The organism is uncultured Cardiobacterium sp., assembly GCF_938028825.1.
Classification (GTDB): Bacteria; Pseudomonadota; Gammaproteobacteria; order Cardiobacteriales; family Cardiobacteriaceae; genus Cardiobacterium.
Genome location: NZ_CALIZP010000032.1, coordinates 40329 through 55318 on the forward strand (window position 1 = coordinate 40329; position 14990 = coordinate 55318).

At 60.8% G+C, this 14990-nt stretch carries 15 protein-coding genes; 3 read left to right on the forward strand and 12 right to left on the reverse strand.

The annotated features are described in order from the left end of the window. The first annotated feature begins 100 nt into the window (after positions 1 to 100). Positions 101 to 964, forward strand: a complete 864-nt coding sequence (locus Q0562_RS04860; RefSeq protein WP_298641866.1) for an SDR family NAD(P)-dependent oxidoreductase — start codon at positions 101 to 103, stop codon at positions 962 to 964. A gap of 120 nt (positions 965 to 1084) precedes the next feature. Here Q0562_RS04860 and Q0562_RS04865 read toward each other — a convergent pair whose 3' ends face one another. Together Q0562_RS04865 and secA are read right to left on the reverse strand one after the other, a co-directional pair. Continuing rightward, positions 1085 to 1486 (reverse strand): (deoxy)nucleoside triphosphate pyrophosphohydrolase, encoded by a 402-nt coding sequence (locus Q0562_RS04865; protein WP_298641868.1) that lies wholly within the window; start codon positions 1484 to 1486, stop codon positions 1085 to 1087. Continuing rightward, a complete protein-coding gene (secA, locus tag Q0562_RS04870) occupies positions 1486 to 4203 on the reverse strand; it encodes a preprotein translocase subunit SecA (RefSeq protein ID WP_298641870.1) in 2718 nt (905 codons plus the stop codon). The genes Q0562_RS04865 and secA overlap by 1 nt, the downstream gene beginning before the upstream one ends. A 124-nt stretch (positions 4204 to 4327) precedes the next feature. Between secA and Q0562_RS04875 the strand changes: the two genes are divergently transcribed. Next, the gene (locus tag Q0562_RS04875; protein ID WP_298641872.1) at positions 4328 to 4732 is read left to right on the forward strand and encodes a hypothetical protein; all 405 of its coding nucleotides are present in this window, start codon (positions 4328 to 4330) and stop codon (positions 4730 to 4732) included. Position 4733: 1 nt separating this feature from the next. On the opposite strand, the gene Q0562_RS04880 is transcribed toward Q0562_RS04875, so the two are convergent. The 7 genes from Q0562_RS04880 to Q0562_RS04910 all read right to left on the reverse strand — a co-directional run bounded on the left by Q0562_RS04880 (position 4734) and on the right by Q0562_RS04910 (position 12268). Next, positions 4734 to 5903: a multidrug effflux MFS transporter gene (locus Q0562_RS04880; protein ID WP_298641874.1), complete on the reverse strand. Its 1170-nt coding sequence runs from the start codon at positions 5901 to 5903 to the stop codon at positions 4734 to 4736. Positions 5904 to 5916: 13 nt separating this feature from the next. Next, positions 5917 to 6417, reverse strand: a complete 501-nt coding sequence (locus Q0562_RS04885; RefSeq protein WP_298641876.1) for a GNAT family N-acetyltransferase — start codon at positions 6415 to 6417, stop codon at positions 5917 to 5919. Between the two features lie 204 nt (positions 6418 to 6621). Then, positions 6622 to 8424, reverse strand: coding sequence for a hypothetical protein (locus Q0562_RS04890; RefSeq protein WP_298641878.1), 1803 nt, complete (start codon positions 8422 to 8424; stop codon positions 6622 to 6624). A 299-nt stretch (positions 8425 to 8723) separates the two neighbouring features. Beyond that, on the reverse strand, positions 8724 to 9221 hold the full coding sequence (locus Q0562_RS04895; protein WP_298641880.1) for a hypothetical protein: 498 nt from the start codon (positions 9219 to 9221) through the stop codon (positions 8724 to 8726). A 102-nt stretch (positions 9222 to 9323) separates the two neighbouring features. Beyond that, a complete protein-coding gene (locus Q0562_RS04900; protein WP_298641882.1) occupies positions 9324 to 9968 on the reverse strand; it encodes an alpha/beta fold hydrolase in 645 nt (214 codons plus the stop codon). Positions 9969 to 10023: 55 nt separating this feature from the next. Beyond that, the gene (locus Q0562_RS04905; protein WP_298641884.1) at positions 10024 to 11148 is read right to left on the reverse strand and encodes a hypothetical protein; all 1125 of its coding nucleotides are present in this window, start codon (positions 11146 to 11148) and stop codon (positions 10024 to 10026) included. 22 nt (positions 11149 to 11170) lie between these two features. After that, on the reverse strand, positions 11171 to 12268 hold the full coding sequence (locus Q0562_RS04910; protein WP_298641886.1) for a hypothetical protein: 1098 nt from the start codon (positions 12266 to 12268) through the stop codon (positions 11171 to 11173). 130 nt (positions 12269 to 12398) lie between these two features. Here Q0562_RS04910 and Q0562_RS04915 point away from each other — a divergent pair, with 130 nt between their 5' ends. Continuing rightward, positions 12399 to 13067 (forward strand): OmpA family protein, encoded by a 669-nt coding sequence (locus tag Q0562_RS04915; protein ID WP_298641888.1) that lies wholly within the window; start codon positions 12399 to 12401, stop codon positions 13065 to 13067. Between the two features lie 9 nt (positions 13068 to 13076). Here the strand turns inward: Q0562_RS04915 and Q0562_RS04920 are convergent, their stop codons facing one another. The 3 genes from Q0562_RS04920 to Q0562_RS04930 all read right to left on the reverse strand — a co-directional run bounded on the left by Q0562_RS04920 (position 13077) and on the right by Q0562_RS04930 (position 14988). Next, positions 13077 to 13199 carry a hypothetical protein gene (locus Q0562_RS04920; RefSeq protein ID WP_298641890.1) on the reverse strand — a complete coding sequence of 41 codons (123 nt, stop codon included), beginning with the start codon at positions 13197 to 13199 and terminating at the stop codon, positions 13077 to 13079. Positions 13200 to 13268: 69 nt separating this feature from the next. Then, complete coding sequence (pcp, locus tag Q0562_RS04925; protein ID WP_298641891.1) at positions 13269 to 13886, reverse strand: pyroglutamyl-peptidase I; 618 nt, start codon at positions 13884 to 13886, stop codon at positions 13269 to 13271. Between the two features lie 13 nt (positions 13887 to 13899). Next, positions 13900 to 14988, reverse strand: coding sequence for a DUF979 domain-containing protein (locus tag Q0562_RS04930; protein ID WP_298641893.1), 1089 nt, complete (start codon positions 14986 to 14988; stop codon positions 13900 to 13902). Positions 14989 to 14990 lie beyond the last annotated feature (2 nt).

The following is a 14990-nucleotide window of genomic DNA, read 5'->3' on the forward strand; positions in this document are numbered from 1 at the left end:
CGTGTTGGCGCGTCTGACCGGGCACATATCCGGCAGGCCGCCGATAGCACCGCTGCGCGCTTTCCCTTACCATAGCGCCATTCACTCACCGGAAAACCCCATGGCAGAGAACCAACCCAAAAGCATCCTCATCACCGGCTGTTCCAGCGGCATCGGCTACACCGCCGCGCACATGCTGCACAAACGCGGCTGGCAGGTGTTCGCCAGCGCCCGCGATGCCGCCGCCGTCGAAAAACTCAAACAGGAGGGCCTGAACGCGGTGCAGCTCGACTTGAACGAAACCGACAGCATCCGCATGGCGCTAGACTGGGTGCTGAAACAGACCGGCGGCACCCTCGACGCCCTTTTCAACAACGGTGCCTTCGCCATCCCCGCCGCCCTCGAAGACCTGAGCCGTGTCGCGCTCGCCTACCAGATCGATACCGGCCTGCTCGGCTGGCACGAACTCACCATGGTCGTGCTGCCCGTCATGCGCAGGCAGGGGCACGGCCGCATCGTCAACACCGGCTCGGTGATGGGGCTTGCCGCCATGCGCTTTCGCGGTGCCTACTGCACCACCAAACACGCGCTCGAAGGCTGGAGCGACGTGCTGCGCCTCGAACTCGCCGGCACGGGGATTTACGTCAGCCTGCTCGAAGCGGGCCCGATCAAAACAGCCTTTCGCGGCAACTCCTTCCAGCAATTCAAACAATGGATCGACATCGACAACAGCCCGCACAAAGAACGCTACCTCGCCATGCAAAACCGCCTGCAAAGCGACAAACCGCTGCCCTTCACCCTGCCGCCGGAGGCGGTGGTCGAAAAACTCATCCACGCCATCGAATCGCCGCGCCCGAAAGCGCGCTACTACATCACCGTGCTTACCCGGCTGATGGTCGTCGCCAAGCGCCTGCTGCCGACCTTCCTCATGGACAAATTCATCCTCTGGCTGGCGGCGCGCGAGAGCAGGCGCTATCAGCGTTGAGCAAGGGCGCATCCTGCGGGCATCACCGGCATCGCGCTTGTCCCGATTCCGGAAAACAACACGGTCTCCCGCACACGACGGCATGCCGCAATAAAAAACCCCGCCGGTGCGGGGTTTTTGTCAGGGATTTTGGCCTGCCATCAGGCGTTGCAGGATGACGGTGTTCGGTTCAGGGAAGCGGTAGCCGCCGAGTTCGGCGCGTGTCACCCAGCGCCAGCGTTGCCCTTCGAGACTTTGTGGCTGCATCTCGTGCGATGGGCGGCAATGGTAGAAGTCAATGCTGATTTCCGTGCCGCGTGTGCCGTGGTAGTAGTGGGTGAGCGGGACGCCGGCGAGGTCGAGGCCGAGTTCTTCGCGCAGTTCGCGGATAAGCGCCGCCTCCTGGCTTTCGCCTGCTTCGATTTTGCCGCCGGGGAACTCCCAGTAGCCCGCCCAGTGCTTGCCGGGCGGGCGTTCGGCGATGAGCAGTTGGCCGGCGCGGTTTTCGATGATGGCGGCGACGACGGCGACAGGCGCGCTCATCAGGCGAGTTTGCCGTGGCAGTCTTTGACGCGCTTGCCCGAACCGCAGGGGCAGAGGCCGTTGCGGCCGACGCGCGCCAGTTGTTCCGGCGTCGGGTTGGGGATGGGCGCGGCATCACTGCCGTCACTGCCGCCCTGGTAGCGGGCGTGGGCGAGTTCGGCGTCGTGCTGTTCGCGCGCCTGTTGCTGCATGGCGTCGGCTTCGTCGGCGGCGCTTTGTTGCTGGAACTGGATGTGGGCAAGAACGCGCACGATTTCAAACTGGATGCTTTCGAGCAGGTCGCGGAAGAGCTCGAAGGACTCGCGCTGGTATTCGCGCTTCGGGTCTTTCTGTGCGCGCGAACGCAGCCAGATGGCTTGGCGCAGCATGTCCATGGTTTGCAGGTGCTGTTTCCACTGGGTGTCGATGGTTTGCAGGGCGACGTATTTTTCGACGCGGCGCATGAGGTCCGCCCCGACTTGTGCCTCTTTGCCCGCCTGCACGGCGCTGAGGAATTCGACGATGCCGTCCTTGATTTCCTGCGCGGTCATGTTCGGCTTGGCTTCGAGCCAGTGGCCCTTGATGTCCACCACATCCTTGCCGATGCCGAATTGTTGCAGCAGCGCGGTTTCGAGGCCGTCCAGATCCCAATTCTGCCGCACCTGTTCGTCGCTGATGTAGCGGCCGGCGAGGCTGTCGATGACGCTGACGCGCATGTTGGCAATCATGTCGGCGATGCTGTCGGCATCCATGATGGCGGCGCGCTGGGTGTAGATGACTTTGCGCTGTTCGTTGGCGACATTGTCGTATTCGAGCAGGTTTTTGCGCGAGTCGAAATTGTGTGCTTCGACTTTGCGTTGTGCGCCTTCGATTTGTTTGGAGACCATGCGCGATTCGATAGCTTCGTTTTCGCCCATGCCGAGGCGGGACATCAGCGATGCCATGCGTTCGCCGGCGAAGATGCGCACAAGGTTGTCGTCGAGGGCGACATAGAAGCGGCTGGAACCGGGGTCGCCCTGGCGGCCGGAACGGCCGCGCAACTGATTGTCGATGCGGCGCGATTCGTGCCGTTCGGCACCGATGACGTGCAGGCCGCCGGCGGCGACAACGGCGTCGTGGCGCGCCTGCCAGTCGTCGCGTACCGCCTGTTTTTCTTCTTCCGTGGCGTCTTTGCCGAGCGCGTTCAGTTCGGCGCGCAGGCTGCCGCCGAGGACGATGTCGGTACCGCGTCCGGCCATGTTGGTGGCGATGGTGACCTGCCCGGGGCGGCCCGCCTGGGCGATGATTTCCGCTTCGCGCGCGTGCTGTTTGGCGTTCAGGACATTGTGCTCAATGCCGAGTTTGGAGAGCAGACCGGAGACGAGTTCGGAGGTCTCGATGGAGGCGGTGCCGAGCAGTACCGGCTGGCCTTTTTCCTGGCAGGCGCGTACGTCTTCGGCGATAGCGTCGTATTTGCCCTTCTGGTTGAGATAAATGAGGTCGGTGTGATCCTGACGCAGCACCGGGCGGTTGGTCGGGATGACGACGGTTTCCAGGCCGTAAATATCCTGAAATTCAAAGGCTTCGGTGTCGGCGGTGCCGGTCATGCCCGCCAGCTTGGTGTAGAGGCGGAAGAAGTTCTGGTAGGTGATGGAGGCGAGCGTCTGCGTTTCCTGTTTAATCGGCACGCCTTCCTTGATTTCGATCGCCTGGTGCAGGCCGTCCGACCAGCGGCGGCCTTCCATGGTGCGCCCGGTGAATTCATCGACGATGACGACTTCGTCGTCGCGGATGATGTAGTCCACGTCTTTGTGATAGAGGTGGTGCGCGCGCAGGCAGGCGTTCAGGTGATGGAAGATGCCGAGGTTTTTCGGATCGTAGAGGCTTTCGTCCGCGCCAATAATGCCGCGTTCGACCAGCAGGGCCTCAAGGTGGTCATGGCCGCTTTCGGTGAGGCCGACCTGCTTGGTTTTCTCGTCGATGCTGAAATCACCGGGGCCGTCTTTTTCTTTCTGCGGCACAAGTTCCGGGACGATGGCGTTGAGCTTCTGGTAGAGGTCGGTATCCATGTCGGCCGCGCCGGAGATGATGAGCGGGGTGCGCGCTTCGTCGATGAGGATGGAGTCCACTTCGTCCACGATGGCGAAATTGAGCTCGCGTTGCAGGCGGTCTTCGGGGGAAAGCGCCATATTGGTGCGCAGGTAGTCGAAGCCGAATTCGTTGTTGGTACCGTAGGTGATGTCGCTGCGGTACGCCGCCTGTTTATCCTGCTGCGACATGCCGGCGATGATGATGCCGGTCGAGAGGCCGAGGAAACCGTACAGTTCGCCCAGTTCCTCGCCGTCACGGCGGGCGAGGTAGTCGTTGACGGTCACAACGTGCACGCCCTTGCCGGAAAGCGCGTTCAGATACACCGCCAGTGTCGCCACCAGCGTTTTTCCTTCACCGGTACGCATTTCCGCGATTTTGCCCTGATGCAGGACGATACCGCCGATCAACTGCACGTCGTAATGACGCAAACCCAGTACGCGCCGACTCGCCTCGCGCACCACGGCAAACGCTTCGGGCAGGATCTGATCCAGCGTTTCGCCCTTGCCGAGGCGCTCGCGGAATTCGAGCGTCTTCGCTTTCAGCCCCGTATCATCCAGCGCCTGCATCTGCGGTTCAAAAGCGTTGATTTTGCTGACGGTTTTGCGGTACTGCTTAATCAGGCGTTCATTACGGGAGCCAAAAATTTTTGCAGCGATATTGTTAAGCATTGTTCCATCCTTATCATGGGGTTGCGCCACCCGGACAGGCGGCAAGACAGCGCGCATCATACCGTAATATGATGACGCCCAATACGCGCGATATGCGTCCATCCGCACCACAATCAAGCCCGTCATGAAAAAACATTTCACCCTGCCCGAGCGGCACCTCAAACCCATCCTGCGTCAGCTGCACCTCGACGCGGGCAGCGGGCAGGCGATGCGCTACCGCCAACTGCTCAACGCCTGCCTACCCGCGATGTGGCGCGAGCGGGTGCTGCTTGGCAGTGTGGAAGGCTTGCGCTGGCAGTTGTGGGTGGCGAACGGCAGCGACGGCAGCCGCCTGCGCTTCCTGCTCAGCGAGATAAAAAACGAACTTGCGCGCAAACTGCCGCACCCGCCGGAATTGAGCGTTGCCGTCCGCCCCGACATCTGGGTGCAGCAGCGCCGCCCCGCCGCCATTCACCTGCACCGGCGCCACTACTACACGGCGGAAGAGGCCGATGCGGTGATTCAGACGTTTATCGACGCACTGCGCTGATTCAGGTTTTGTCGCGCATCTGCCGGTAGAGCGCGGCGGCGAGCAGGGCGCAGACGACAATGGCGGTAGCGGTCGCATAAAAAATATTGCCGATGCCGACCAGCGGCGAGATGGCACCGCCGAGGCTGAAGCCGAAAAAGCCGAGGAAAGCGGAAGCGCTGCCTGCGTATTGGCGCTCGGCAGACATGGCCAGCGCGGACAGGCCAGGATTGACCCCGCCCATGCAGAACAGCAGCAGAAACAGGCCGGTTTCCAGCAGCCACAACGGCGCATGCGCCACCAGAAACAGGCCGACCAGTACCGCTGCGGCGGTGAAACCGGCGATGCCGAAGCGCAGCGCGCGTTGCACCCGCATCTTGCGCGCGAGCGCCGCCCCGCCAACCAGCGCCGCACCGTTCAGGCCGAAGCAGATGCTGTACACAAAATCGCTGACGCCGTAAGCCTCCTGAAAAATGAACGATGATGAGGCGATATAGGCGAACAGTACGCCCATCAGCAGCACCTGAATACCGGCAAACCCCATAAACGTGCGGTTCATGAGAATCTTGCCGAGCACGGCAAAAATCGCGAGCGGCGAGCCGGAAACGCGCTTGTGTGGCGGATGCGTTTCTTCCAAACGCAGGCTGAACACCATCAGCACCACGCCAATCAGCACCAGCACCACGAAAATCCCGCGCCAGTTGGTGAATTGCAGCAGCAGCGCACCGACGACCGGCGAGACAATCGGCGCGATGCCGTTCACCGACATCAAGAGACCATAAAAACGGCCGAGTTCCTCGCCCTGATACAAATCGGCGGCGACCGCACGCGACAGCACCACGCTGCCCGCCGAGGACAGTCCCTGAATGGCGCGCAGCACAATCATCCCTTCAATATCCTGCGCGAACACAATGAGCAGGGTGCTTGCAATATAAACCGCGAGCGACACCAGCAGCGGGCGGATGCGTCCGTAGCGGTCACTGATGGGGCCGATGAAAAGCTGGCCGATGCCGAGGCCGATCATCGACGTGGTCAGGGTCAGTTGCACCATCGAGGCGTTGGTGTGGAAATACGCACCCATGCCCGGCAGCGCGGGCAGGTAGAGGTCGGTGATGAACGGGCCGAAGGCGGAGAGCGAACCAAGCAGCAGCACCAGAAACAGGCGGCTGTTTTTCGTTTTCGTTGAAGTCATAAAAAATCCGGAATCAATCAAGAGACTTGCCGAGAATCACAATATCGGCGGTAAACGACTGCAAATCGCAGACTTGCGGCAGCAGCCCCCAATCGGCGAAACCATGCTTGCGGAACAGTGCCAGACTGGGGGCGTTGTGCGCAAACACCACCGCCAGCACGCGGCGGATGCCGAGGGCGGGCGCGCGTGCCAGCATGAAATCGAGCAACTGCCCGCCCAGCCCCGCGCCCCGCCGCTCCGGGGCAACATAAATGCTGATTTCCGCGCTGATGTGATAGGCCGCACGCGGATAATAATCGCTGAAACTGCCCCAGGCGCAGACCGCGCCGCCGTCATCGACGGCGACAAACAGCGGGCGGTTATCACGGTGCGCCGCAAACCAGGGCTGCCTGTCTGCAACCGTGACCGGCTGCAAATCGGCGGTGGACTGACGCCCCGCCACCGTGCTGTTGTAAATGGCGACGATGGCGGGCAAATCGGCGGCAAGCGCCGGGCGGATGGTGAAAGCGGACAAGAGGCACCTCAAAAAGCGCCATTGTATAGTCGTTTCAAATAAGACTGAGACAAGGCGGCGAGCCGAAGACAATATGTTTAATACGGCGCGGGTTTCCCATAAAAATCGCGCAGCGATTTTTATGGGTGCCCGGTCAGGCGCGCCAACACCGTATCAGTTCTCGTTGAGACGACATACTCTTGCGTGCAGGCGGCTCCGGCGGGACTACGCCTGTGTTTTGTCGTCGCCAGCGTACACCGTCTGCCAGAAGGTGCGCGAAGTCATCGCCGGGAAGCGCGAGCGGTATGCCTGCCGCAGTTGCCGGTAGTGCGATGCGTGGCGCAGCAGCAGACCCAGCAGGCGGAAGAGCAGGGCAAAGAAGCGCTTGCGGTCGTAATGCGCCATGTAGCCGATGTGCCCGGCCTCGTATTCGTAATAGACCCGCTTGAAGCGGAAGATTTCGCGGAAAGTGGCGCGGAAGCCTTTGCGCTGCCAGACGATGTCGTCTTTGAGCAGGAAGGAGGGCAGGAGCAGGCCGTTCAGGGTGAGGAAGCGGCACAGCTTGCGCCAGCGGCTTTCGTGCATGCCCACGCGTTGCGCGCCGATGTCTTCATGCCGTACCGACGTCATTTTCTCCTGCGCGGTGAGGGGCGCCATTTTTGCGCGCACCCCGGCGGCGGTCATGTCCTGCAAGAAGGTGTCCGGCCCCCGGCATACATCGTCCAGGGCGAGCAGCAGTGCTTCGGCGGAGGCGTAGTTGTGCGAGAGCGCGCTGGCGGCGAACCATTTCAGGCAGGTCAGCGACAGCCGCCACCGCGATACATCGCCCGTGAGCATCGCGCAGACCAGGGTGCTGCGCAGGCCGAGATAGCGGGTAAGCGGGTTTTCCTTGATGGCAAAATCATCGCCCCAGCAGGCGATGCCGCTGAGGGTGAGGATGTTGAAGCGGTTGCTGATGCCGAAGAGGATGTCGTCGCCACGCACGAAGAAGGGATAGGGATACACTGCGACATCGCGGATATTGAAGGCGAAGAACCACCAAGCGCCGAAATTGGCCGCCCTGTCGCCGTGTTCCGAAGCGAGGATGTTTTCCCTGCTGCTGATATCCAGACCGCGATGCAGGCCGTCATTGAGCGTATGGCGATAGACGGCGCCTTTTTCATGCAGGATGGAGGGGAATTCCTCCTGTAATAAGGCGCCCGCGACGGCGAAGCGTTCTTCCTGCACGTATTGCAGCAATGTGTAGGTGCGCAGGATGGATTCGATTTCGCAGGAAGCGTCATCGTCCATAAACAGGCAATGGGTAAAATCCCCTGCATCCTGCAAATAGAGCAGGCCGCGCGTGAAGCCGCCGCTGCCGCCGAGATTCTGGTTGGGGATGACGTGCGCCAATCCCGCTTCCTCCGCCGTAATGTTTTGCGAATTATCGACGACAACCAGGGCGATTTTCTCCGCCCATTGCGGATTGCCGAGAATATGGCGGCTGATTCTCGCGATGGCGGGCAGGATGTAGTTCTTGCGGTTGAAATGGGTGATGACCATGCCCAGTTTGACCGGATTGCGCGGCGCGGTATCCGTCCAGTAGGTGCCGCCATAAAAAAGCGCGTCTTCTTCCAAAGCGGTAATGGCGGGATAGAGCATACCGTCCGGCCAGGCGAGGGCGGCATCAAGCGCAAAGGAAACACCCGCTTCCGTCAGCAATATCTGCTGTTCCAGCACGACCCTGTGCGTAGGATTTGCGGTCTTTCCCGTTTTGTCGTAATCGCTGTATCGCACCAGCATGAATTGCACGAGGAATAATCCTTTGCCGCGCAGGGTGACATTCAGGGAATCCAGCTTTGCCCGATCAACCCAGGCATTGAGCATAAAACCGTTAAAGTAGGTATCGAAAGTGTATTGCCCGTATTTTCTGCATTGCAGGCAGCCTTCGTTGCGCAGGAATACGCCGGCATCGGTGCCCCGGAAATACATGTCTGCGGGTGCCAGCGGGTTATAGTCGGGGAAAATGAAGTTTTGCAGGATATTCATGATGGTCTTGGTCGAAGTTGTGAGAGGGAATTGCGGCGTTGCCGCTTGTATGAATGGCGTTTTGATACCACGTTTCCCGTTTCGCGGATGGCGCAAGGCAGCGATACGGTTATTGCGGGGAAACAGAGCGGGCGCGGCGCATTATATCGGCCGGGCGGTGGATCTTGATGCTCTGATGGCAAGATTGGAGATTGGTGGCAGTAAAAAGCCCCGTCTTGGCGGGGCTTGTATCAGAGCTCCATGACCGCCGGAAAACATTTTCCCGCATATGTGCATGGATTTTATGACATGGCCGTTTTTTAGCCTTTTGCCGGTGCCATCTTTTTCATGGCTTCTTCGGAAGCCTTTTTCATCACGCTGATATCCAGGTCACAGGCTTTGTAATTTTCTTCGGTTTTTTGTTCCAGTGCTTTGAGTTCTTCTTTGGATTCGGCTTGCGGGTTGGCCATTTGTTTTTCCATGAGGGCAAAGACGCTTTCAAAGTCGGTCTTGTCGGTCACGCATTGGCAGTTGCTGCTCTTGTCGTTGCCATACAGTTCGACACAGTCTTCTGTCGAGCCTTTTTTCATTTCATCGAGGTTGGCGCGCATTTTTTCGACCAGCTTTTTGCCGAAATCTTCGGCGGAAGGCTGTTTGCCGCTGCTTTGTGCTTCCGTCATCATTTCCTGCATGATTTCGTTGGCGATTTTTTCACCGAGTTTTTGCGAGGTTTTGCCGCCGACGGCCTGCGCGGATGCGGTCATGGTCATGCCTGCAAGCAGTAATCCGGCGAGGGCGCTTTTCATCAATACTTTCATGAAATTTCCTTGGTTTGTGAAGAAGGGATGTTTCGCGATGAAACAGATAAATTGTAAGTGATTTAGCGCAACCGGATGTTTATTTTTCCGTAATTGCGGCGGCTACGGCAGCGGCAATGCGTCACGAAACCAGGCAATGGCGAGATTGGCGGCGGCCTCGTCGAATTGCAGGGCCGTGTGCGAGGTGTGCAGGCGATGGCGGGCGGCGGCAGCGGGCAGCTCGGTTTCGGCGACCGCAACGGTGCCGTCGTTCGGTTCGTCGGCGGCAAAAAGGCGCAGGGTGCTGCCGATGCCGATGCTTTTGGTGCCCGCGATACTGAGCAGCGGGATGGCACCGTCCCACGGCGGGGCGTTGCCGTCCAGCCCCGCTTCCCAGCAGTGGCCGAGAATGTTGCGCCGCCAGCCGCGCGCGCGGAAGTAGGCGCCGACTTTGCTGCCGAGGTGCGGGGTGCCGAGGGTAACGACGCGTCCGCCCGCCAGCCCCTGCGGCCATTGCGCCAGCAGGTGGCGCAAATAGAGACCGCCGAGGCTGTGGCCGACGGCATAAAGCGGGGCGCCGGCGGCAAAGTCCTGAATGAGCGGCAGGTGCGCGGCGACGCTGTCATGCAGGGTTTGCCGCCGGGTCGGATAGGTGAGCGCCAGGCAGGTGCAGCCCTGTCGCCGCAGACGCGCCGCCAGCGGCATCATCATGATCGCCCGCATGAACAGGCCGTGAACAAGCAGGATTTTGGGGCTGGGTGCGGTCATGGAGGCCTCCGGTGGGTGAGCGGAAAATTATAGCCGGGCGTCAAATACCGCCATGTTAAGGCGCCGACAGGCGGCGCGAACCTGGCAGCGGCAGCGTGACCGCCTGCATCCCTTCTTCTTTTGCGTTGTGCTCGGGATGACGCCGGAAGTGCAGTTGCCCGTTTTCCAGGCGGTAGCCTGCGGGCAGCGGCATTGCCGGGTCGCGCAGGATGGCAAGGGCGCGCAGGTAGTGGTTCACGTTGAGCAGGACGGCCTGATAACCGTGGTTATCCGGCCCGCCCATCCCGCACAGGGGGTTATCGAAGGGAAGGCAGTAGCGCGGCCAGGTGTCGCGCTGCGGCAAGCGCAGCTCGTCCCGCGCAATGGCAGCCAGGATTTCCGGCGCGCAGTATTTCGCTTTTTCGTACAGGATTTGCCTCATCGCCTGCCGTGTTTCGATGAAATACAGCGCTTTTACCGCCGCAGAAACTTCATCAGTGGCGCTGACTTCCGCGTCCCCCTCCGCCATGAGGTGCTGAAAACTCAGCCATTCGCCGTACATCAGCGGACAAAGGGCGAGTTCCTGCGGCGGCAGCGGTTGCAGTGCGTCACAAAGTGCAGGCCACGGTGCCTCCGGCGGCAGCTCGGCACGCATCTGCGCCAGCAGGATGACATCGCGCTCAATCAGGCGCGCGGCGAGGGCACTGGCCAGCAGGGTGCCGCGACTGTGTACCAGCCGCAGCCCAAGAACGAGGTCGCGGCACAGGCCGCGCTGCGCCGCCTCAACCTCGCCGCTGGCAAAGCGGTAGGCGTGCAGGTTCCGCGTCCGCAGCAGAAACTGAAACGGCGGCGTTTCCGCCGCAAAATAATATTGTTCGCGGCGCGGGCGGAAGTAATCGTATTGCAGCAGGGCGTCCAGCGCCGCTTCCCGCCGCTGCATATCGGCCGCAATCGCCGGGTATGCCGCCTGATGCGCGCGCACGAAAGCGAGGCAGTCGGTTTCTTCGCGCGAACACAGGTAGTCACGCCCCGCCTTTTCCGCCTCACCCGACGGCATGCGCAGAAACAGCGCCTGATAGCCGTTTGTGCCGTGCATTTCGCCCTGCGCCGCGTGCAGTTGCGCGATGAGCGCGGCATCGGGCTGCACGCCGGGCCAATAGAGAATGAAGAACAAGGCGGCTGCCAGAATGGGGGTCAGCATGATGGTCTCCTCGCTTGACGGGTCATGGTGTTGATGAACCGGGCAGTGGCAGCACCACCGCCTGCATTCCCTGTTCTTTGTCGCTATTCGGGTGCCGCGAGAACAGCAGTTTGCCGCCTTCGTACCGGTAGCCTGCGGGCAGCGGCATTGCCGGGTCGCGCAGGATGGCAAGGGCGCGCAGGTAGCGGTTCACGTTGAGCAGGCGCGCCTGATACAGGCGATACAGGCCGTCGTCCACGGCGACCAGGCGGCAATACGGGTTGGCGGGCGAGCAGTGTTGCGGCAGGATGTCCGGTGCGGGCAGCCATACTTCGTCCCGCGCAACTGCCGCCAATGCTTCCGGCGCACAGGCTTTCATTTTTTCGTGCAGCGTTTGCGCCAGCATCTGCTGCGCGAAGATCAGCGTGATGTAGTCGTCGATGGTTTCCGGCGGCGAGGCCGCGAAGTCTTTCTCTATCGGCTGCCGGAAGCCCAGCCATTCGCCGTACATCAGCGGGCAAAGGGCGAGTTCCTGCGGCAGCAGCGGTTGCAGTTCGTCACAAAGCGCAGGCCACGGCGCATCCGGCGGCAGCTCGGCGCGCATCTGTGCCAGCAGTTCGATGTTGCGTTGCAGCAATGCCGTGCCCGCCATGCTGCCAAGCAGCAAGCCCTGACTGTGCACCAGCCGCCGCCCCAAAACAGCATCGCGACAGGCACCGCGCTGTGCCGCTGCCGTGTCGCCGTTGATAAAACGCAAGGCGTGCAGGGATCTTGCCGCCAGCAGCGGCATGAACGGCGGATACACGCCCGAAGCGTCGTATTGTTCCTCGCGCGGACGGAAATAGTCATACCGCAACAACCCTTCCACTTGCGCATCCCATGCCTGCAAGATCGGCAGTGCCGCCCGGTAGACCGCTTCATGGGTGCGGGCAAAGGCGAGGCAGTCGGCGGTATCGCGCGGGCAAACGGTTTTCCTGACCGCCTGGTCGTTGTGCGGCAATGCATAAAGTGCTTGGTAGCCGTTTGACCCGCTGACCGGCGCGCGGGTCTGCGCCGCCTGCGCAACCACGGCGGGATCAATCCGCGCGTCGGGAACGGAGAGAACCGCGAAGAGGAAAGACAGAAAAAAAGCAGACGGCATGGCGATACTCCGGGGGAAGGAACCCACCGCAGTATAGTCCCGCCCGCCGTGCCGCGTGAATGACCTTTAATGAAGGCCGCAAAGGGCAATCGCTATCATGCCTGCCGCACAATCAACAGGAGACAATTCCATGAAAAAAAGCAACTTCGGTCTGCTGGCAGGTGCTGCGGCGCTCATGATCGCCGGCTGTGAATCGGGTTCGGGCCTGCTCGCCAACAACCAGTCCACCGCGATGGGTACCGCTATCGGCGCGCTTGCGGGCGGCGTCCTCGGCCACCAGATTAACGACGACAACGGCCGCTATGTCGGCGCCGTTGCGGGTGCCCTCGCCGGTGCCGCCATCGGCAACTACATGGACCGCCAGCAGCAGCAACTGCAACAGCAGGTCGCCAACAGCGGCGTGCAGGTCAACCGCGTCAATGAAAGCACCATCCAGCTCAATATCCAGAGCGAAGTGCTGTTTGACACCGACCAGTCCGTCATCAAGCCGAACTTCTACCAGCCGCTCGGCAGCATCGCGCAAACCCTGCAACAGTACCCGGAAACCATCGTCCACGTGTACGGCTTCACCGACGGCAGCGGCACCCCGCAGCACAACATGCAGCTTTCGCAACGCCGCGCCCAGTCCGTCGCCCAGTACCTCTCGCAACAGGGCATCAACTCGCAGCGCTTCGTGGTGCAAGGCTACGGCGAGCAATACGCCACGGCGGAAAAGAACGCACAAGACCGCCGCGTCGCCATTTATATCAAGGCTATCGACCAGGCCAACCCGCAGGCCGCTTATCAGCCGGTATTCTGAGGCCGCCGCTCATGCAAAAAACCGCCGCAAGGCGGTTTTTCTTTTGCCTGAATCACGGAGCGGTCCGCTGTTGCGGTTTTTCGCTATGGCTAATGCCAACGCGACGGCAAGCGGCAAAGGCGTGTCGTGCATGAAGCATGTCCCCAAAGCCCCAAATAACAATCCCGCCCGCAGGCGGGATTTTCTTCCGGGCGGCGCAGATTACTTCAAGGCGGCAATCATCGCCGCAAAGCCTTGCAGCAGGGTATCGAGCGACATGGTGGCGCATTGCGCGTCTTTGCCGTTTTTCACCGCCATTTGCTGCGGCAGGTAGGGGATATGGACGAAACCGGCAGGAACCGCCTGACCGTGGAGGGCGAGATAGTGCAGCAGGCCGTAGAGCAGGTGGTTGCAGACGTAAGTGCCCGCCGAATTGGAAACGCTGGCCGGGATGCCCTGCGCCTTGATGTTCGCCACCATTTTCTTGATCGGCAGCGTAGCCCAGTAGGCGACCGGGCCGCCGGCGACGATGGGTTCGTCAATCGGCTGGTTGCCCTTGTTGTCGGGAATGCGGAAGTCGTCGATATTGATGCCGACGCGTTCCACCGTGATGTCCGGGCGGCCGCCCGCCTGACCGATGGCGATGACGGCATCGGGCTGCACTTCTTCAATCGCCGCCTGCACGGCTTTCAGTGCCTCAAAACGCACCACCGGAATCTCCCGCGCAATGACGTCATAACCATTTATGGTCTTACCCTGCAAGCCTTTGGCGACTTCCAGTGCGGGATTTACCGATTCGCCATCAAAAGGCTGAAAGCCGGTAATCAACAGTTTTTTCATCGTTTACTCCAATTTAAAAGCCGAGGAAATACATCAGGAAAATATTGGCGCACAGCAGCAGTAATGCCACCGGGATTTGCGCCTTGATGACGCCGTATTTATTGTCCATTTCCAATAAAGCGGCGGGGACGATATTGAAGTTGGCCGCCATGGGCGTCATCAATGTGCCGCAATAACCGGCGAGCATGGCAATGGGGGCCACAATCAGCGGATTGGCATGGTGCAACTGTATCGCCAGCGGAATGCCGATACCCGTCGTCATGACGGCGAAAGCGGCAAAGGCATTGCCCATGATGACGGTAAAGAAGGCCATGCCGATGCAATAAGAAGCGGCGACGGCGAAGCCGATATGGGTCGGCACGACTTGCGCCACGATATGCGAGACGATGCCGCCGATGCCCGCCTTGTCGAAAAGCGCGCCGAGGGCGGCAAGCAGTTGCGAGAGGATGGCGGCCCAGCCGATGGCATCGAGCAGGCGGCGGCCTTCGTGGAAGGATTGCAGCGGCGAGCCACGGGTGATGACCCAGACCAGCACGAGCGACAGCAATGCGGCTACGCCGAAGCCGATGAGCGCGCCGAGGTCGGTGATGCGCTGCCAGGCGATGAAGAAAGTCAGCACACCGACGCCGAGTACCGGAATGAAGAGCGCGTTGCCGAGCCGGGCGGCGGCCGCCTGTTTGGCTTCCGCTGCCGCTTCCCGGTAGTCGCCTTTGCCCAGTTGTTTGGCAGCAACGATGACCGCCATGAAGATGACCAGCCAGCCGGCGATTTCCCCGGCGCTGACGTGCTGCCTGAATACGGCATCCATATAGCCGGGCAGCAGCGCGCCGCTTTGCGACAGGGGCAAGGCCAAGGCCGCAACCGCTTTGCGCGCCGCCGCATAAATATCGGCATGGAAAAAAGCATTGGCAATATGGTCGCAGCCATAAAAAGTAACGGCATAGATTATCCAGAACAATGCCGTGCCGATGCGTTTGGGATTCTTGCGGTCAAATATCGTCAATACGCCGAATATCAGCAGGTAAATCGCGCAAAAGATATAGACGTAATCCAGGGTGATGAAGCTTTTCAGATGAAGCAGGGGGATGATTTCTTCTTTCATGA

What these genes read in the sequence shown, in the direction of transcription:
- secA (WP_298641870.1), bottom strand. Translation starts at nt 4,203, where the DNA reads ATGCTTAACAATATCGCTGCAAAAATTTTTGGCTCCCGTAATGAACGC.
- Q0562_RS04915 (WP_298641888.1), top strand. Translation starts at nt 12,399, where the DNA reads ATGAAAAAAAGCAACTTCGGTCTGCTGGCAGGTGCTGCGGCGCTCATG.
- pcp (WP_298641891.1), bottom strand. Translation starts at nt 13,886, where the DNA reads ATGAAAAAACTGTTGATTACCGGCTTTCAGCCTTTTGATGGCGAATCG.
- Q0562_RS04860 (WP_298641866.1), top strand. Translation starts at nt 101, where the DNA reads ATGGCAGAGAACCAACCCAAAAGCATCCTCATCACCGGCTGTTCCAGC.
- Q0562_RS04865 (WP_298641868.1), bottom strand. Translation starts at nt 1,486, where the DNA reads ATGAGCGCGCCTGTCGCCGTCGTCGCCGCCATCATCGAAAACCGCGCC.
- Q0562_RS04930 (WP_298641893.1), bottom strand. Translation starts at nt 14,988, where the DNA reads ATGAAAGAAGAAATCATCCCCCTGCTTCATCTGAAAAGCTTCATCACC.
- Q0562_RS04900 (WP_298641882.1), bottom strand. Translation starts at nt 9,968, where the DNA reads ATGACCGCACCCAGCCCCAAAATCCTGCTTGTTCACGGCCTGTTCATG.
- Q0562_RS04895 (WP_298641880.1), bottom strand. Translation starts at nt 9,221, where the DNA reads ATGAAAGTATTGATGAAAAGCGCCCTCGCCGGATTACTGCTTGCAGGC.
- Q0562_RS04880 (WP_298641874.1), bottom strand. Translation starts at nt 5,903, where the DNA reads ATGACTTCAACGAAAACGAAAAACAGCCGCCTGTTTCTGGTGCTGCTG.
- Q0562_RS04910 (WP_298641886.1), bottom strand. Translation starts at nt 12,268, where the DNA reads ATGCCGTCTGCTTTTTTTCTGTCTTTCCTCTTCGCGGTTCTCTCCGTT.
- Q0562_RS04875 (WP_298641872.1), top strand. Translation starts at nt 4,328, where the DNA reads ATGAAAAAACATTTCACCCTGCCCGAGCGGCACCTCAAACCCATCCTG.
- Q0562_RS04890 (WP_298641878.1), bottom strand. Translation starts at nt 8,424, where the DNA reads ATGAATATCCTGCAAAACTTCATTTTCCCCGACTATAACCCGCTGGCA.
- Q0562_RS04920 (WP_298641890.1), bottom strand. Translation starts at nt 13,199, where the DNA reads ATGCACGACACGCCTTTGCCGCTTGCCGTCGCGTTGGCATTAGCCATA.
- Q0562_RS04905 (WP_298641884.1), bottom strand. Translation starts at nt 11,148, where the DNA reads ATGCTGACCCCCATTCTGGCAGCCGCCTTGTTCTTCATTCTCTATTGG.